The following is an 18209-nucleotide window of genomic DNA, read 5'->3' as shown; positions in this document are numbered from 1 at the left end:
TCTCGCCATCGGGTGTAACGAAGATCACTTTCGGCAAAGATTGTCCTCCTCAATCAATTTATTGGATGGCAGCGACACGCAGTGCCAACCGGCCCTGCCTGCCCGGGTGGCAGGCCGAACCAGACGGCGCAAAGTGAAACTGCCAGACTCTGCGCATTCCTCCTATGCGCAGAGTTATTCAGCCTGAAAATTGTTGTCATGTCTACACTCATGATGCCGCAGTTATCCCCTGCGCCTGACTTTCGACAGCTTGCCACAGACATATCAACACGCTAACCCTAGGTCAGGGAGCGAGACACAAATGACAGATCAAACGCAGGGCGGCGCGTCACAGCCGCGCATCGCGATCATCGGCGCGGGTCCAGGCGGCATCTGCGCGGTCAAATACCTGCTCGACGCCGGATACAGCAACCTTGTCGTGTTCGAAAAAACCGGTGCGGTCGGCGGCACATGGAACAACAACCGCTATCCGGGTCTGGCCTGTGATGTGCCATCGTTCCTGTATTCCTTCAGCTTTGAACCAAAGCCGGATTGGAGCCGAACCTATGCCGCCCAGCCGGAAATTCTGGCCTATATGCAGGATTGCGCCCGCAAATACGGGCTCATGCCCCTTGTCCGGCTGAACACCCGGATCACTGCGGCGCATTGGGATGATGCTGCGGCCGATTGGACCCTGACCGATGCCGCAGGCGCCACGACCCGCGCCGATATCGTCATCAGCGCACTGGGCATGTTCAATGAAGTCAGCTGGCCCAAAATCGAGGGGCTGGACAATTTCGAGGGCCAGGTTCTGCATACTGCCGACTGGCCGCAGGGCGTTGATCTGGCCGGCCGCGATATTGGTGTGATCGGCAGCGGCGCCAGCGCCGTTCAACTGATCCCCGAGGTGGCCAGGGTCGCGCGCAGCCTGACCGTTGTGTTGCGCAGCCCGACCTGGGTCATGCCAAAGAATGATCCCGTCTACGGCCCCGCAGAATTGCAGGCCTTCCGCGCCGATCCGTCCCGGGTCAGTGCGGCCCGCGCCGAACAGCGCCACCAGATGGAAGTGCGCATCGCCTATGACAACCCGCCGGTGCTGGACGACATGCGCCGGGCGGCGGATGCCAACCGGGCCGCTGTCACCGACCCCGCAACCCGCGAAAAACTGCGCCCGCAGGTGCCGCTGGGCGCGCAACGGCCGCTGTATTCAAATGCCTATTACCCCGCTTTCAACCTGCCCCATGTCAAGGTTCTGGCCGGCGGGGCCAAACGGATCGACGCGCAGACGATCACCACGCCCGAAGGCCAGTCCGCGCCGCTGGATACGCTGATCCTGGCCACGGGCTATCACGCCAACAAGTTTTTGTCGGTGATCGAACTGACGGGACGCGACGGGCTGCGCCTGTCTGATGCCTGGCGTGACGGCCCGCAGGCCTATCTGGGCATCACCACGGCTGGTTTCCCGAACCTGTTCATGCTGTATGGGCCGAATACAAATAATGGCTCGATCCTGCAGATGATCGAGTATCAATGCGATTACATCCTGCGTAAACTGAACCGCATGCGCCGCCTGAACCTGCCCTGGATCGACATCCGCCGCGACGTGATGAACCGGTATAACGACGCGTTGCAGCAGGCCATCAAGGCCGTGGCCCCCTGGCAGGCACAGGGCAGCGCCTATTACCGCGCGCCTTCGGGGCGGATCGTCACGCAATGGCCCCATAACATGGCCGCCTATCACGCGGCCATAAATGCGGATGACGACGCCTTGTATGAAACAGCGGCTGTTACCCTGCCCTGACACCCCTTTTCGCCCTGCCCGAGGTTCCCATGCCACTTCACCCTGTCGCCCAGCAAATTCTCGACGAGATCAAGAAAGCCAACCGTCCGTCCTTTGACCAGATGACACCGGTCGAAGCCCGCGCGGTGAAGACGACGATGGACCTGCTTTATGGCCCCGGGCCCGAAATGTGGCGGGTCACGGATCACCAGATCGGATCGCCGGGCGCCACCTTTCCGATCCGCGTATACGAGCCCAGCGAAAAGCCGAAAGGATATCTGGTCTATTATCATGGCGGCGGCTGGGTCATCGGGTCGGTTGCCGGTTATGACAGCTTTACACGCGATCTGGCCAGCAATACCGGCTGCACGGTTGTGTCAGTCGATTACCGGCTGGCGCCCGAACACCCCTTTCCGGCAGCGTTCGACGATGCGATGGCGGCGCTCGTGTGGACAAACGAACAGCGCGCGCGTAACGGACAGCCCGCCGCGCCGCTGATGGTTTGCGGCGACAGCGCCGGCGGCAATCTGGCCGCCGTGGCGGCGCTGGCCGCGCGCGACATCAAGCTGGAAATCGCTCTGCAGATCCTGATCTATCCGGTGACGGATACCGATTTCGACACGCCATCCTATCGCGATCTTGCCCAAGGCCATCTGCTGACACGGGACAGCATGATCTATTTCTGGGACCAGTATATCCCCGACCCTGCCCTGCGCGATGATATCCGCGCCAATCCGATGCGCGCCACCGATCTGGCCGGCCTGGCCCCCGCGTTGATATTGACCGGCGAATATGACCCGCTGCGCGACGAAGCAGAACGTTATGGCGCCAAGCTGGCCAAGGCCGGTATCGATTGCGACATTCACCGTTATGAGGGCATGATACACGGCTTTATCGCATTGCACCGGCTGGCAGATCCCGCCGCGCGCGCCCATCGCGATATCTATGCCCGCGTGGCGCGGATCACAGGGCAGCAACACTAGCCCAACCTGCCCGCTCGGCGAAACTTGTTGCCAAAGGGCCACGGAACTTTGCATGCTGGGCGCAGCAGGGGGGGCTTGTGGTCGGTCCCTATCCGAGGAGACTGCTCAGGACCAATCAGGGAGGAACTCAAGATGATCAAACTATTCACAACCACCGCGGCCCTTGCGCTGGCGGTCACGGCCGCATCTGCGGATGTGCGTCTTGCCGATGTGGCCGAACTGTCGGGTGCGGGTGCGGCGGCCGGGGCCGTCTGGCATGACGGCGTCAAGATGGCCGTCGAGGAGATCAACGCGGCCGGTGGCATTCTGGGCGAAAAGATCGACCTTCAGTCCTATGACAGCCAGACCGACCCGCAAAACAGCCGCGCCATGGTGCAAAAGGCCATCGACGGCGGCGCTTATGTGCTGTTGGGCACGGTCTATTCGTCGTCTACCGTGGTGAACATGCTGGTGGCACAGCAAAATGGCGTGCCGCAGTTGACCGGCTCGGAAAGCCCGACGATCACCGCCAAGGGCAACCCCTATATTTTCCGCACCGCCTTTGGCGCACAAAAGGGCCTGCCCAAGCTGGGCGCCTATCTGAAGAACGACCTCGGCGCCAAGAACATCGCCGTGGTCTGGGCCAATACCGAATTCGGCAAGGGTGGACATGATGCCTTTGTCAAAGTGGCCGAGGATCTGGGTCTGACCATTGTCGCCGACATCCCGACCGAACAGGCACAGGTCGATTTTGCCGCCGATGTGGCCAAGGCCAAGTCATCGGGGGCCGATGCGGTATTTTCCTACATGACCGAAGAGGAAAGCGCCCGCTTCCTGATCGAGGCTGACAAGCAGGGCCTGAACCTGCCCATCGTGGGTGACACCGTGATCGCCTCGCAAAAGGTGATCGACCTGGCCGGTGCCGCCGCCAATGGCGTGGCCAGCCATGTGGGCCTGACCGCCGAAGCCCCGGTGCCCGCAATTCAGGATATGGCCGCCAAGTTCAAGGAAAAGTTCGGCTATGGCGCCGATCACAATGCCATCAAGGGCTATATGGCCGTTTACACGGTGAAATATGTGACCGAGAAAATCGGCGCCTTCGACCGCCAGAAGTTTGCCGATACCATGCATGGCCTGTGCCTGGATGCGGCAACATATCCCGGCGTGCTGATGGATGTATGCTGGGACGACACGGGCGAGTTGTCGCGCGAAAGCTTCCTGGTCGAGATCAGGGACGGCAAGCAGGTAATCTCGAAAACCCTGCCCGCGAATTGACGCGGGTGCCGGGCGGCGCCCCGTGCGCCGCCCATTACGACCAAAGTCGGGGGGCTGAACCATGAATGAATTCCTGCAACTGCTTGTGTCAGGGTTGTCGGCGGGGTCGATCTATGCGCTGGCGGCGGTGGGCTTCACCTTGCTGTGGCAGGCGTCACAGACCATAAATTTCGCCCAGGGCGAATTCGTCATGCTGCCGGCGTTTTTTGTGCTGGCTCTGATGACCGAATTCGGCCTGCCCCTTTGGCTGGCCATGGGGCTGGCGATCATGCTGTCGATCCTGCTGCTGGGGGCGGTGTTCAAGAAGCTGGTGGTCGAGCCGATGATGGCCCATGGCACATTGCCACTGGTGATTGCCACCATCGCGCTGGGCTTGCTGATCAAGGAAAGCGTAAAAGACTTCTATTCGCCGCTTGGCCAGCCCTTCCCCAGCCTGTTTCCCCAGACTGTCTTCAAGCTGGGCGGCGCGTCGGTTTCACTGCCCGACATCGCCAATTTCACCATCGCGATGGGCACGATCCTGGCGCTGCAACTGTTTCTGGGCCGCACCCGAACCGGGCGCTGCATGCAGGCAACGGCGCAAAACCCGCAAGTGGCGGAAATTCTGGGCGTGAACATCCGGCGCATGGTTCTGTATACCTTCCTGATCAACGGGGCGCTGGCGGCCATCGCGTCGATGCTGATCACCCCGATCTATCTGGCCAAGTTTTCCAACGGCGAGGTTCTGGGCATGGTCGCCTTCATCGCGGCCATCGTCGGCGGTTTCAACCAGATCCGCGGCGCGCTGGTGGGCGGGCTGCTGATCGGGGTGATCGACAACCTGTCGGCGGCCTATATTTCGGCTGAATACCGGCAGGCGGTGCCGCTGATCCTGCTGATCGTCATCATCCTGGTGCGCCCGCAAGGGCTGTTGGGCACGTCCGAGGGGCGCACGGTATGACCCGCAAGACACTGTTCATCGCCCTGATCGGCATCGCGGCGCTGATCGTCGCGCCGCTGGGACAGGGCAATTATTTCATCTATATCCTGTGTTCGTGGCTGCTGTTTTCCATCGCCGCGATGGGGCTGAACCTGACGCTGGGCTATGCCGGGCAGGTGTCGCTGGCGCAGGCCTCGTTCATGGGGATCGGCGCCTATGTCACCGCGCTGATGACGCTGAACGGCATTCACTGGATTCTGGCCATGCCCTGCGCGGTGCTGGCCACATTCGTGATCGGGCTGTTGCTGGGCTATCCGGCGCTGCGGGTGCAGCATCATTTCCTGGCCTTTGTCACGCTGGCCTTCAACACGCTGGTATTTCTGGTGCTGCGCAACGAGGAATGGCTGACCGGCGGCTCTTTCGGGTTGGTGGGCATGCCACGGCCCGACTTCGGCGTGGTCAACACGATGAAGCAGTTGCCCTTCTATTACTTCACGCTGGTTTGCTTTGTCATTGCGGCGGCCAAGTTCGCCTGGATCGTGAATTCGCCCTGGGGCCGGGCCTTTCGGGCGCTGCGCGAAAACCCGGTGCGGGCTGATTCACTGGGCGTCGATATCCGGCGCACCACGCTGCTGGCCTTTGCCATCGGGTCGGCCTATGGCGGTCTGGCCGGGGCGATCATGACCCCGCTGGTTCAATTCATCGAGCCGGGATCGTTTTCGCTGATCCATTCGCTGAAACTGCTGCTGATGGTGGTGGTGGGCGGATCGGGGTTCTTTTTCGGGCCAATCCTGGGGGCAGCCGTGGTCATTCTGGTGCCCGAACTGTTCCGGTTCACCGAATATTACCTGATCTACTATGCCATTCTGGTGATCGTGCTGATGGTCTATTCACCGGGCGGGCTGATCGGCGCCGGCCAAAAGATCGCCGCGCGCTTTCGCGCCCGCCGCCAAACCCGAAAGGACATGAATCGGGGGCCACAGCTATGACAGATACGGTTCTGAGCCTGCGCAACATTTCCAAACGCTTTGGTGGCATCCGCGCTGTCGACGATGTCAGCTTTGACGTCAACAAGGGTGAAATCCTGGGGCTGATCGGGCCGAACGGGTCTGGAAAATCCACGCTGTTCAACTGTGTGCTGGGCCAGTTGAGACCCGACAGCGGCAAGGTGCAGGTCAATGGCCGCAACGTTGCCGGAATGCGGGCCTGCGCCCTGAACAAGCTGGGCGTGGGGCGCACCTTTCAGCAATTGTCGGTCTTTCCGCAGATGAGCGTGCTGGACAACATTATCCTGGCCGGACAAGAGCACCACGGCACGATGTTGTCGCGCCTGTTCGGGCCATCGGATGCCGGGCTGACCGCGCGCGCCGACCAGATGATCGCATTCTTCCAGCTGGAACATCTGCGCGACGAACCGGCCGGCGCCCTGTCCTATGGGCAGCAAAAGCTGGTCGATGCCGCGATGGCCTTCATGGCCGGGCCATCGCTGGTGCTGCTGGATGAACCGGCGGGCGGGGTGAACCTGACCATGCTGGGCAATCTGAAGGACAGGCTTGAAACCTATAACCGACTCAACGGCACAACATTCGTGATCATCGAACACAACATGGAGTTCGTGATGTCGCTGTGCACGCGGATCATCGTTCTGGCCGAAGGTCAGGTCATCGCCGAAGGAAGCCCCGACCAGATCCGGAGCAACCAGCGGGTGATTGATGCCTATCTTGGGGGATAGATCATGCTGGAACTGAAAGACCTTTACGGCGGCTATGGCAAGATCACCATCCTGAACGGGGTTTCCTTCACGATACCCAAGGCCAGCATCACGACCGTGATCGGCCCGAACGGCGCCGGGAAATCAACGGTGTTCAAGGCGATCTTCGGCCTGTTGAACATCCATTCCGGGCAGGTGCTGCTGGAGGGCAAGGATGTCACACGCCAAACCCCCAAGCAGATGATCGACCATGGCGTGACCTATGTGCCGCAGGGCCGCAACGTGGTGCCGCAATTGTCGGTCTATCACAATCTGGAACTGGGCGGCATCACCGCCCCCGATCAGGCGCGGGTCCGCAAACGTATCGAAACGGTCATGGACCAGTTCCCGATGCTGCGCGAATTTCGCAACCGCAAGGCCGTCGAACTGTCGGGCGGTCAGCAAAAACAGCTGGAAGTGGCGCGCTCGCTGTTGCTGGACCCCAAGCTGATCCTGATCGACGAGCCATCCATCGGCCTGTCACCCAATCTGGTGCAAGAGGTTTTTCGCACCCTGCAAGCCCTGCGCGACCAGGGCGTGACGATCCTGATGGTGGAACAGAACGCCAAGGCGGCATTGGCGATGTCTGATTTCGGGCTGGTGCTGGAACTTGGCCAGACCCGCATGTATGACCGTGCGGACAAACTGCTGAACGATCCCAAGGTCGGACAATTGTTCCTGGGCGGCCATATGGCCGACGCCTGACGCCCTGCACGACCCCGACAGACCCATGCAAGAAAGGCCCGCACATGATCATCATCGAAAAGATCAATGAACTGGAAAATTACATCGGCCACGACTTCGACCCCAGCGACTGGATGACCGTGACCCAGGACATGATCAACAAGTTCGCCGAGGTGACGGGCGATGACAACTGGTATCACGTCGATGCCGAACGCGCGGCTCGCGAATTGCCCGGCGGCGCCACCATCGCGCATGGCCTGCTGACACTGTCGCTGATACCCGGCATGACGCGGCAGATCATGACCATCACCAGGCACGGCCGGGCGCTGAATTATGGCTGCGACCAGGTGCGTTATCCCGCCCCCGTCCCTGCCGGCGCCCGCCTGCGCCTGCACATGCGCGTGACCGAGGCCAGCAAGCAAAAAGGCGGCACCATGATCCGCCGCGCCTTCACCATGGAACTGGAGGGCAGCGACCGCCCCGCCCTTGTCGCCGATATGCTGACGCTGGCCTATTAAGGCTGTTGGAAGGGCCAGAATCCATGCAATTCGCGTGTCGTTTTCGTAGCTTACATGGCTTCATTGCATATTCCGAGGTGAATACCGGCTTGCGAATTAAGGACCGGGCTGCCATTGATATCACGTTGAACGGGCAGCATTTGCCTGTTGGCCCGGCAACAAAGCCCGGGCCGAGACAGCGTTACTGGGGGGTTCCCGGGCAGCCCCCGATCAGAGAAGTTAGGGCAAGATGCAAAGCCGATACGTAGTCGTTTATCAGATGGGCAAGGTGGCGAGTACATCCATCGTTGCCACGCTTGACGCGCTTGATGGAATCGACGCGGTTCAAAGCCATTTCCTTGGCGAAAAGGCATTGGCGGATATCATACCCTCCATCACAAACGCGGGTGTAAGCCAGTATTTTTTCAAGCATCAACTGGGACAGTTTCTGCAAAACATAAGAATCACCCGGCGCGTGAACCAGATCCGCGCCGGTCAGACCCGCCTGCGGTTGCTGATCATCTCGCTGACGCGGGAACCGCTTGACTGGGCCAGATCCAGCTTCGTTCAGGATATCGAAGGCTATCTGCCGGGTCTGAAACAGCTGCTTGCCAACCAGGGTATCACGCCCGAAACCGATGAAGAGATCGTCGAGCAAGGGCTTACGCTGGCCCTGAACACGACCTGCGATATTCTTGAGGCAAATGGCGGCGTCGATGCCTTTCTGGCCGCACCGCGCAAAGGTCAGGCGGCTTTCGCCGACACGCCATTCGCCCAAAGCGGCGACGGCAAGCGCATCTTTCACATGCTGCTGCGCCCGATTGACTGGCTGCCCAAACATTTCGAGCCCGCATTGGGTATCCGGCTAGGCCAGATGCAGCAATCGGACGGCATACTGGAATATTCCGACGATCAAACCGATTATGTCATCGTCCGCTATGAAGATATGCAAACCAGCCTGCCCGCCTATCTGACCCGGATCGGCCTGCCCGAAGTTGAAACGTTCAAGCGTGAAAATACCAGCGGCGCCAAGGCCTTTGCACAGGATGTAGCCAACGCATTCAAATCGCCCGCAGGGCAGCGTCTTGCCGCGTTGCTGCGTGACACAGATTATGCGCGAACCTTCGGCTATACGGCGCATTGACCCCGCGTCTTGCCCGTCCTATTTTGCCGCCAGTCGTGGATCGGGCTTGAAGAACCGCGCCATGTTGCGCGCCAGAACGTCCATCTGTTCGGCCGTCAGATAAAATCTGGCCGCCTCTTGCGCGCTGGGCATTGTGGCCATGGCCTCTTCCAGGGTGGGGACGTGATACCATTCTGATTCCGGGATCAGATCGTTCAGCGGCTGAACAAGCTTCTGCATCCTGGGCAGGAATTCCTGCAGCGCCTCGGCGCTGATATAGGGCTTTTCCGACGGAATATCGGGCAATTCATTGGACAGCGCATCACTGACGAATATTCGCGCACGTCGTCCGACATGGCGATGAAATGCGATCTGCAACTGCATTTCGGCACGTGTCAGCGACCGGTTCACCTTTTCGACAGGTGGCTGTTTCAGGGTTCCCGGCGGCAGCTCCAGCCACTGCTCGAAAACGTTTGGCAATGATTTTTTATGCCGTGAATAGTTTCGGACGGTCAGCGTGACGGGCTGATTTTTGACGATATCAAAGAATTTCTTTACACGGTTCAGAAAAGAATAATTCCGCAAGAACATATCAATTGATTGAATGCGCCCCTCTTTCAGGTTCTGCTGATAACCGGATATCGCATGATCAAGCGGATCGCGTATCACCATCAGAAGATGAACATCGCGGCCTTTCGAGGCTTCCCTTATTTCATCCAATAGGGAAAAATTTGTAATGGAAGTGAAGACTGCCTCGTTGGAAAACAATAGCTTGGCTGCACCATTGTCGTCGGTTCCCGCAATCAGATCGCCATATTCGCCGGGCAGGTGATAATTCTTGCCGGTCTTGGGTGCAAAATTCCCCATATTCACGTGGCCCGCCAAGGCCCTGTCCTTTTGTGGGCCAGACACGGGGTATAGAACGCCATGTTCTGCCAATATCGGCGCAGAAACGGCCAGGCTGGACTGAATGAAACTGCTCCCGGTTTTTCCGTGACCGACATGCAGGAAGATCGGTGCATTGCGGGACGAGAACGCATTAGTCGTATTCATTCAGGTCTTTCTTGTAAGCTGATCGAATGCAGCCGTTGAAAATAGATAAATCAATGAAGCCGCCGCTGGGGTAGAGGCGACTTACACTTAACGATCCTGGAAAAATCAGGCGTCGATTTTCACAGCTATCGTATAGCCCAGCCGCTCAAGTGTTTTCTGAATCTTGACCGCCTTGGTGATCATCTCCTTGCGCACTGCCTCGAAGGCTTCCTGTCGCGCTTTGCCGTCAGTCGGAACGGAATCACCAGCCTCCTGGCGCCACAGGGCCTTGGCCAATGCGATCCGGATGTCGCGTTCTTCCTTGGTGATTTCCTTGGTCGCTTCCATTGAAAATTATCCTCTGCTGCTCAAATCAGGATGTCGGACCCGCCGATGAAACCTGTCGGGCGGGCACTGTCTGGCTATCACGAACGGGTCGGATCGGGCAACGGCGGCTTTTCCGCAGCCCAGGCCACAAGCCGCTTTTCGCGCGTTTTGCCTAAATTTTGCCCGCCCGCACCGGCGGCGAAAGCGGCTGACACAGCGCGGATTCACCCCACCCTTGCGAGCCGGACGGGGCACTTGGGCCATGGCCGAGGATCATCCCTCATGCGGGCGACTCAAATCAGGCTGTTTTTTGCGCAGTTCGCGCCGCTTTTGCGGGAATACATCGCATTGCGGGCATCCAGGCGGCGGATTTTCCTCTAGATGCTTGTTTGCGGCCCGAGTCACGATCCTAATCGGGGTGCAGGGTGTCTAGGGTTCCGCCGCACATGCGGGTCAGGTCCGAGAGATGCCGCCGATGCGGTCAATCCCGCACCGGTACACGGCGGGGCAAAATCCCGGGAGAGTACTGCGTTTGGTCAACCAGAATCTCTCCGTTCTGCCATGGGTTGCACCACTCTATCCAAAGCCAGGCGGGACGCAGATAACGGGAGACCGATCATGGACATACGTGCAACGCTTCTGGGTGCCGCGGCGATGGTATCCGTCATTGCCGCCCCCGCCTTCGCGCAGGAAAAAACCGAATTCAAGGTCGCCTGGTCGATCTATGTCGGCTGGATGCCATGGGGATACATGGAAGACAGCGGCATCATGGACAAATGGGCCGACAAATACGGCATTGATGTCGAGATCGTGCAGATCAACGATTATGTCGAATCCATCAACCAGTATACCGCCGGTGCTTTTGACGGGGTTTCGGCCACCAATATGGATACGTTGTCGATCCCGGCGGGCGGCGGCGTTGATACGACCGCGCTGATCGTCGGCGATTATTCCAACGGCAATGACGCGGTTCTGCTGAAAGGCGACGGCGATCTGGCATCGCTGGCGGGCAAGCCTGTCAATCTGGTGGAACTGTCGGTATCGCATTACCTGCTGGCGCGCGCGCTGGACAGCGTTGGCCTGCAAGAGGCCGACCTTGCCGGCGTCGTCAACACATCCGACGCGGATATGATCGCGGCCTTTGCCACCGATGACGTTCAGGCGGTGGTGACATGGAACCCGCTGGTGGCCGAGATCATGGCCATGCCCGGCACGACAAAACTTTTCGACAGCGCCGATATTCCGGGCGAAATCATCGACCTGATGGTGGTGAATACCGAAACGCTGAAGGCGAACCCCAATTTCGGCAAGGCGCTGGTGGGGGCCTGGTATGAAACTATGGCGCTGATGGCTGCGGGCGACAAGGCCGCGCTGACCGAAATGGCCGAAAGCTCGGGCACGGATCTGGACGGCTATATGGCGCAGCTCGGGTCGACCGAGATGTTCTATGACCCCGCCGCCGCCGTGGCCTTTGCCGCCGATCCGGCTCTGCCTAAAACCATGGTCAATGTTGCGGAATTCCTGTTCGACAAGGGCATTCTGGGCGAAGGCGCGCCATCGGCCGATTTCGTGGGGGTCGCCTATCCCGATGGCACCACCACGGGCGATCCGGCCAACGTAAAGTTCCGCTTTGACACGACCTATATGCAGATGGCCGCAGACGGCACGCTGTAGACACAAGGGGCGGGGGCGCAAGCCGACCGGTGAACACGATGCGTCGGATCAATCAGAAACCGGGGCGGCCGCTGGCCATGCTGTTGCTGCTTTTGCCCTTTCTGGCGGTCGTGCTGGCCTATAGCCTGGCCTCGGATATCCGGCGCACGGCCAATCCCGCAGACAAGCTGCTGCCCGCCCCGGCGCAAATCGTGGAAACGGCGGAACGCCTGCTGACCGAACCCGACAAGAGATCGCAAAAGATCCTGTTCTGGCAGGATACCGGCGCCAGCCTGCGCCGCCTGGCGCTGGGGGTGGCGATTGCGGCCGGTATCGGCCTTGTGGCCGGGCTTGGCATCGGACTGTTGCCTTTTGTGCGGGCCGGGCTGGCAGGCTTCGTCGCCGTGGTTTCGATGGTGCCGCCGCTGGCGATCTTGCCGATCCTGTTCATCGTTTTCGGATTGGGAGAAGTGTCCAAAGTCGCCCTGATCGCCATTGGCATCACGCCTTTCCTGATCCGCGATCTGTCGCAGAGGGTGCTGGAACTGCCCGGCGAGCAGTTGATCAAGGCACAGACATTGGGTGCCAGCAGCTGGATCATCGCGATACGGGTGGCCCTGCCCCAGATCATGCCGCGGCTGATCCAGGCGGTGCGGCTGTCACTGGGGCCGGCATGGCTGTTCCTGATCGCAGCCGAGGCGATCGCAGCCGAAAACGGGCTTGGCTATCGCATCTTTCTGGTGCGCCGATACCTGGCGATGGATGTCATCCTGACCTATGTGGCCTGGATCACCTTGCTGGCCTTTGTGATGGATTACGGGCTGCGCCGATTGTCGCAACGGGCCTATCCCTGGGTCGAGGGGGATGGGCTGTGAGTTTCGTCACCGTCGAGGACGTCTTTCAAAGCTATGGCAACCGCCCGATCCTGGAACGGGTGAACGTCACCATCGACGAAGGGCAGTTCATTTCCATCGTCGGGGCATCGGGTTGCGGAAAATCCACCTTTCTGCGGCTGCTTCTGGCACAGGAACGGCCCAGCCGTGGCCGGATCAGCATCGACGGCGCCCCGCCCGCTGTCGAACCGGGGCCGGACCGGGGTGTGGTGTTCCAACGCTATTCGGTCTTTCCGCATATGACGGTGCGCCAGAACCTTGTCGCGGCCCAAAGCTTTGGCGCCAATGGCTGGGGCATGCTGTGGGGTCGCGCCCTGCGCGCCGCGCGCCAGAAGGCCGATGCGACACTTGACCGGATCGGCCTGGCGCATGTGGCCGACAGCTATCCCGCCGCACTGTCGGGCGGAATGCAACAGCGTCTGGCCATCGGTCAGGCGCTGGCGGCAAAACCGCGCATCCTGCTGCTTGACGAACCCTTTGGCGCGCTTGATCCCGGCACCCGGCTGTCGATGCATGATTTCCTGCAGGACCTGCGCGCGGAAACCGGCATGACTGTCTTCATGGTCACCCATGACCTGTCGGAAGGCTTCAAGCTGGGCGACCGCGTTCTGGTATTCGACAAGACCCGCTGGGATCCGCAAGCGCCCGAGGCCTATGGCGCCACCATCACCTATGACTTCGATGCCCGCGATGGCGGCATCCCGTTTCAGCATCTCAAGGAGAAGACCCATGTTCCCGTGCCCTAGCCGCGATCGCAGACCCTCACACCACCCTGCGGATCGCGCGCATGACGAGCGCCGCTTTCATCACCCCGACCTGTCCAAGCTGCTGGGATGGAAGGCGATGCATGCGGAAAAGGACATTCCCGGCAAGGAGTGGGAAAAGGAAAAGGCATGGGCGCTGCGCATGGGTCTTTCGGCGGCGGACAGTATCGAGGATCGCTCGATCCCGACCTTCGCCCGTGGCGAGCTGCCCCATTATGCCGGAATCAACACCTTTCTGAAGGCCCCCTATGCCGAAGACGTGACCGAGGTGGGCGATTACGACGCAACCGTGCTGGGCGCGCCTTTCGACGGGGGCACCACCTATCGCCCCGGCACCCGGTTCGGGCCGCAGGGGGTGCGCAAGATTTCGGCGCTGTATACGCCCTATAACTATGAGATCGGCGTCGATCTGCGCGAAGAAATGTCGCTGTGTGATGCCGGCGACATCTTCACGATCCCGGGCAATATCGAAAAGACCTTTGACCAGATCAGCCGCGCGGTCAGCCATGTATCATCGTCGGGGTCGATGCCGATCGTCATCGGGGGCGATCATTCCATCGGCTTTCCCTGCGTGCGTGGCATCGCGGCCACCACATCCAAGAAGATCGGAATCATCCATTTTGACCGTCACGCCGATATCCAGGAAAAGGATCTGGATGAAAGGATGCACACAACCCCCTGGTTTCATTCAACCAATCTGCCCAATGTTCCCGCCCGCAATCTGGTTCAGATCGGCATTGGCGGCTGGCAGGTCCCGCGCGAGGCGGTCAAGGTCGCGCGGGAACGTCAGACCAACATCATCACCATGTCCGACATGGAACGCATGGGCATCGACAAGACCGTTGAAATGGCGCTGGACATGGCCTGGGACGGGGTCGACATGGTCTATCTGTCCTTCGACATCGACAGCATAGATTGCGGCTTTGTGCCCGGCACCGGCTGGCCCGAACCGGGCGGTTTCCTGCCGCGCGAGGCGCTGGCGCTGGTCAGCAAGGTGGCCGCGGCGGGTATCTGCGGCATGGAACTGGTCGAGGTGTCCCCGCCCTATGACCAATCCGACATCACCGCCCTGATGGGCACGCGGGTGATCGTGGATGTTCTGGGCGCGATGGTTTCGGCCGGGACGCTGGGCGCCCACAAGCGCCATATCGACAAACCCATCGAGGTGCCCATCGGCAGCGACTATTCCGAAGCCACTCATGGCAAACGCTGGACGACACGCGCGAAAGGGAAATAACATGCCGCATGATCATCACCACCACGATGGCGATCACCACGCCCATGACCATAATCACCACCCGACGGGCGCGCATATGCACAGCCATATGCATGATGTCGACATGGCCGCCGAATTGCAGATCCTGTGCGACCAGTTCATCGACGGGTTCTGTTCGGCAAAAGACAAGATGTCCTATCTTCGGCTGGCCGGGGTGCCCCTGGAAAAGACGCCCTTCGGCGGCGGTCCCTCGCTCAAGCTGGTTGATGTGCATCTGACGACCGAATGGCAGGTCGGCACCGCGTCACCCTCTTTCGGTTCGCGCGAGTTGAGCTATCTGCCCTATCCGGGGCAGATGGTCACCGAACGCACCAACATGGGTTTGGTCTATGTCTCGCTCGAGGCCAAGCAGATCACCGATATCCGCGACTTCATCCTGCACAAACAGGCCGCGGAACGCGCCGCCCCGTAACCGCCGGGTCAGGCTGCGCCTTATCCCAGTTCCAGGCTGGCGACCGCGTGAAAGGATGGCGGGGCCGCCACGGGGGGCGGGCCTGAATACATGCGGGCGGTTTCAAATACCGGTGTGAACCCCTGCCCCGTCAGCAGCGCCGCCAGTCGCGGCGCATTGTCAGGCACGTCGATATACAACATCCCGTCGCCAAATTCCGCCGGGGCGCTGGCCAGCAGCGCCAGCACAGCATCCGCATTGCAGGCGTGCAACGGGCCGATCTTGACCCCGTCCCGGCATTTGCGGAATGTCGCGAAATTCTGCCCGGCGGGCCCTTCGGGCAGGCACAGCGTGCGCCGCGCCGTGCTGTCGGAAAACCACGCGCGGGCAAAACGCGCGCGATCGAAACCCGTGGCCTGCCTGTCGGCACCGATCAGCGCCGTGCGATCCGTGGCCGGAACCGCCAAAGGCGCCACGCCCCGCACGATCTGCCCGCCAAAACGCCGGGTGCGGCCATGAAGGACAAAGCCCGACCGGGCATAATTCGCCTGCTGGTCCGGCACACCGTCCAGCCCGATGCAGCGTGCCCCCGCATGGCGCAGGCCCGCGCGCCAGACCTCTGTGCCATGGCCCTGCCCGCGCCAGCCCGGCTGGCAGATATACAGCCCCAGAAAGGCATGGTTCGGGTCATGATTGACCACCGCTATGGCCGCGACGGGGCGGCCGGCAACTTCCTTGATAAAAAACCCGCCCGGATCCGCGGCGAAAAAGGCGGCGGCGTCATCCAGACCGGGATTCCAGCCCTCGGCGGCGGCCCAGTCCAGAACCAGGGCCAGGTCATCCGCCGTCATCCGCCGCACCGTCATGGGCGCAGCGCATCCCGCAGCGACCGGGCCGGCGCGGTTCTGTCCTTTAGGTCAAGCGCGGTGTGCAGATCGACCAGATGGCTGCGCATCAGTTCCTCGGCCCGCTGGCCGTTTCCGGCTGCGATCGCCTCGACCAGCGCGTGATGGGCGAAACTTTCGCACAGCGCGCTTTCACGCCGCCAATACAGCGCGATGATCAGTGACGAGCGCGCAATCAGCGCCTCGATGAAACCGGCAATCGTGGCCTGATCGGCAATGCGGGCGATTTCGATATGGAAACTGCCCGACAGCCGCAGCGCCCGGCCATGATCGGCGGCGGCCAGGGCCGCATGTTCATCGGCGATATGCCGTTTGAGCAGCTCGATATCTTCCGGTCTGGCGCGGGCCGCCGCCGTGCGCGCCGTGCGCGGCTCCAGCAATTCGCGGGCCTCGAACACCTCGCGCGCCTCGGTCAGCGAGGGCTGCGCCACGAAGGCCCCGCGATTGCGCTGAATCTCGACCAGTTGAATATGCGCCAGCGACTGAAGCGCCGCCCGCACCACGGTGCGCGAGACGCCGAAGATTTCGCCGATCTCGTCCTCGCCCAGCTTGGTGCCCGGGGCCAGCCGATGTTCGTGAATGGCCAGCGACAAGGCCGCCGCCACCGAATCGCCCGCGGCGTTCTTGATCAATGACGAGGCTGGGATGGTCTGTTTGTTCATCGTGATCCTTACCCTGTATTTATTGTCAGACGGGCCCCCGCCTTACAAGACGGCAAGGGCGCGCGAGTCGCTGCCGCCGATGCATCCATCATTGTATACAATATTGTGTCCATAATTTGAGCATTGCCCCGCTATCGCGCGCAAGCATTGGGCAAGGCCGGTTTTTGCCCCGCGCAACGCACACATTCATTTGTCAGCCCGACATCGGCGCGCTCTCATCGCCACAATGGAAGGGCTGCCATGATCAAAACCGACACAGACCTGGAACTGATAAGCGTGACCAAGCGCTATGGCGCGACGGTTGCCGTCAATGCCGTCAGCCATCGCTTCAGGCCTGCAAGCTATACCTGCCTGCTGGGTCCGTCGGGATGCGGAAAATCATCGACCCTGCGCATGATTGCCGGGCATGAAAGCGTGTCGGACGGGTCGATCCTGCTGGGCGGGCGCGACATCTCTCATCTGCCGCCCGCCCGGCGCGGCACGGCGATGATGTTTCAAAGCTATGCCCTGTTCCCGCATCTGTCGGTGATCGACAACGTGGCCTTCAGCCTGAAGATGAAGGGCGAAGACGTCGGCCCACGCCGCCGCAAGGCCGCCGAAATGCTGGAACTGGTCGATCTGACACAGCTGAGCGACCGCATGCCGGACCAGTTGTCAGGCGGGCAGCAACAGCGCGTCGCGCTGGCGCGCGCGCTGATCACCCGCCCGCAGGTCTTGCTGCTGGACGAACCCCTGTCGGCGCTGGACCCGTTCCTGCGCATCAGGATGCGCGCCGAACTGCGCAAGCTGCAGCAAGAGCTGGGCATCAGCTTTGTCCATGTCACGCATGGTCAGGATGAAGCACTGGCGCTGGCAGATGAAATCGTCCTGATGAACAATGCCGTGATCGAACAGGCCGGCCCCGCCCGCGATGTGTTCAACGCCCCGAAAACCGAATTCGTGGCGCGGTTCATGGGCGGGCATAACGTCATCGCCCTGCCCGACGGGCATTTTGCCATCCGCGCCGATGCCGTTGGCCTGACCAGCCCCGATGCGGGCCGGCTGCAGGCCGCGATCACAGGCATCGAATATCAGGGCACCCATGTTGCAGTCACTGCGCGCACCGTGGGCGATCAGGATGTGACCGCCCTGCTGGCTGACCGGCTGTTCTATCAGCATCCCCATAACCCAGGCGACCGGGTCGGTCTGATCTGGGACCAGGAAAACCTTCACCAACTGGCCACCGACCACAACCCGACAAGGAGATGAGGACAATGACCCAAGTGAACAGAAGAAGCCTGCTGAAAGGTGGCGCCGCCTTTGCCGCCGCCAGCACGCTGGGCGCGCCGATGATCTGG

Annotated in this window: 20 protein-coding genes and 1 riboswitch; of the genes, 16 read left to right on the top strand and 4 right to left on the bottom strand. The window is 60.9% G+C overall.

Translation table 11 applies throughout. The features are described 5' to 3' along the window. Positions 1-301: 301 nt before the first annotated feature. The 9 genes from ACTCHC_RS08750 (at position 302) to ACTCHC_RS08710 (ending at position 8990) form a co-directional block, all read left to right on the top strand. Positions 302-1780 carry a flavin-containing monooxygenase gene (locus tag ACTCHC_RS08750; RefSeq protein WP_463022099.1) on the top strand — a complete coding sequence of 493 codons (1479 nt, stop codon included), beginning with the start codon at positions 302-304 and terminating at the stop codon, positions 1778-1780. Positions 1781-1809: 29 nt separating this feature from the next. Beyond that, positions 1810-2742, top strand: a complete 933-nt coding sequence (locus tag ACTCHC_RS08745; RefSeq protein WP_463022098.1) for an alpha/beta hydrolase — start codon at positions 1810-1812, stop codon at positions 2740-2742. 132 nt (positions 2743-2874) lie between these two features. Further along, a complete protein-coding gene (locus ACTCHC_RS08740) occupies positions 2875-3996 on the top strand; it encodes an ABC transporter substrate-binding protein (protein ID WP_463022097.1) in 1122 nt (373 codons plus the stop codon). Between the two features lie 61 nt (positions 3997-4057). After that, on the top strand, positions 4058-4936 hold the full coding sequence (locus ACTCHC_RS08735) for a branched-chain amino acid ABC transporter permease (RefSeq protein ID WP_463022096.1): 879 nt from the start codon (positions 4058-4060) through the stop codon (positions 4934-4936). Further along, positions 4933-5904 carry a branched-chain amino acid ABC transporter permease gene (locus ACTCHC_RS08730; RefSeq protein ID WP_463022095.1) on the top strand — a complete coding sequence of 324 codons (972 nt, stop codon included), beginning with the start codon at positions 4933-4935 and terminating at the stop codon, positions 5902-5904. The genes ACTCHC_RS08735 and ACTCHC_RS08730 overlap by 4 nt, the downstream gene beginning before the upstream one ends. Further along, positions 5901-6647: an ABC transporter ATP-binding protein gene (locus ACTCHC_RS08725; protein ID WP_463022094.1), complete on the top strand. Its 747-nt coding sequence runs from the start codon at positions 5901-5903 to the stop codon at positions 6645-6647. Before ACTCHC_RS08730 ends, ACTCHC_RS08725 begins: the two co-directional genes overlap by 4 nt. A 3-nt stretch (positions 6648-6650) precedes the next feature. Beyond that, positions 6651-7370, top strand: a complete 720-nt coding sequence (locus ACTCHC_RS08720; RefSeq protein WP_463022093.1) for an ABC transporter ATP-binding protein — start codon at positions 6651-6653, stop codon at positions 7368-7370. A 44-nt stretch (positions 7371-7414) separates the two neighbouring features. Then, complete coding sequence (locus tag ACTCHC_RS08715; protein ID WP_463022092.1) at positions 7415-7867, top strand: MaoC family dehydratase; 453 nt, start codon at positions 7415-7417, stop codon at positions 7865-7867. Positions 7868-8135: 268 nt separating this feature from the next. Continuing rightward, the gene (locus ACTCHC_RS08710) at positions 8136-8990 is read left to right on the top strand and encodes a hypothetical protein (RefSeq protein WP_463022091.1); all 855 of its coding nucleotides are present in this window, start codon (positions 8136-8138) and stop codon (positions 8988-8990) included. Positions 8991-9008: 18 nt separating this feature from the next. Here the strand turns inward: ACTCHC_RS08710 and ACTCHC_RS08705 are convergent, their stop codons facing one another. Then, positions 9009-10022 carry a hypothetical protein gene (locus ACTCHC_RS08705; RefSeq protein WP_463022090.1) on the bottom strand — a complete coding sequence of 338 codons (1014 nt, stop codon included), beginning with the start codon at positions 10020-10022 and terminating at the stop codon, positions 9009-9011. A gap of 105 nt (positions 10023-10127) precedes the next feature. Continuing rightward, positions 10128-10349, bottom strand: coding sequence for a hypothetical protein (locus tag ACTCHC_RS08700; protein ID WP_463022089.1), 222 nt, complete (start codon positions 10347-10349; stop codon positions 10128-10130). Between the two features lie 397 nt (positions 10350-10746). Then, positions 10747-10852, top strand: a riboswitch (guanidine-I (ykkC/yxkD leader). A 94-nt stretch (positions 10853-10946) separates the two neighbouring features. Here ACTCHC_RS08700 and ACTCHC_RS08695 point away from each other — a divergent pair. From ACTCHC_RS08695 to ACTCHC_RS08675, 5 genes are read left to right on the top strand one after another with little or no spacing between them, the layout of a single operon-like run. Beyond that, positions 10947-12002 (top strand): putative urea ABC transporter substrate-binding protein, encoded by a 1056-nt coding sequence (locus ACTCHC_RS08695; protein WP_463022088.1) that lies wholly within the window; start codon positions 10947-10949, stop codon positions 12000-12002. A 38-nt stretch (positions 12003-12040) separates the two neighbouring features. Continuing rightward, positions 12041-12856, top strand: coding sequence for an ABC transporter permease (locus ACTCHC_RS08690; RefSeq protein ID WP_463022087.1), 816 nt, complete (start codon positions 12041-12043; stop codon positions 12854-12856). After that, on the top strand, positions 12853-13620 hold the full coding sequence (locus ACTCHC_RS08685) for an ABC transporter ATP-binding protein (protein ID WP_463022086.1): 768 nt from the start codon (positions 12853-12855) through the stop codon (positions 13618-13620). Before ACTCHC_RS08690 ends, ACTCHC_RS08685 begins: the two co-directional genes overlap by 4 nt. Next, entirely contained in the window at positions 13604-14875 is a 1272-nt protein-coding gene (locus ACTCHC_RS08680; protein ID WP_463022085.1) for an agmatinase family protein, read from the top strand. Before ACTCHC_RS08685 ends, ACTCHC_RS08680 begins: the two co-directional genes overlap by 17 nt. Before the next feature lies 1 nt (position 14876). After that, positions 14877-15326, top strand: coding sequence for a hypothetical protein (locus tag ACTCHC_RS08675; RefSeq protein WP_463022084.1), 450 nt, complete (start codon positions 14877-14879; stop codon positions 15324-15326). Positions 15327-15346: 20 nt separating this feature from the next. Here the strand turns inward: ACTCHC_RS08675 and ACTCHC_RS08670 are convergent, their stop codons facing one another. Next, positions 15347-16156 (bottom strand): GNAT family N-acetyltransferase, encoded by an 810-nt coding sequence (locus ACTCHC_RS08670; protein WP_463022083.1) that lies wholly within the window; start codon positions 16154-16156, stop codon positions 15347-15349. 11 nt (positions 16157-16167) lie between these two features. Next, positions 16168-16872, bottom strand: a complete 705-nt coding sequence (locus ACTCHC_RS08665; protein ID WP_463022082.1) for a GntR family transcriptional regulator — start codon at positions 16870-16872, stop codon at positions 16168-16170. A 243-nt stretch (positions 16873-17115) separates the two neighbouring features. On the opposite strand from ACTCHC_RS08665, the gene ACTCHC_RS08660 reads away from it, so the two are divergent. Together ACTCHC_RS08660 and ACTCHC_RS08655 are read left to right on the top strand one after the other, a co-directional pair. Next, complete coding sequence (locus ACTCHC_RS08660; protein WP_463022101.1) at positions 17116-18120, top strand: ABC transporter ATP-binding protein; 1005 nt, start codon at positions 17116-17118, stop codon at positions 18118-18120. Next, positions 18117-18209: twin-arginine translocation signal domain-containing protein (locus ACTCHC_RS08655; protein WP_463022100.1), on the top strand; the 93-nt coding region annotated here is incomplete at its 3' end. The genes ACTCHC_RS08660 and ACTCHC_RS08655, both read left to right, overlap by 4 nt.

This window comes from Actibacterium sp., from assembly GCF_055134745.1.
This window is presented reverse-complemented; position numbering and strand designations above follow the sequence as displayed.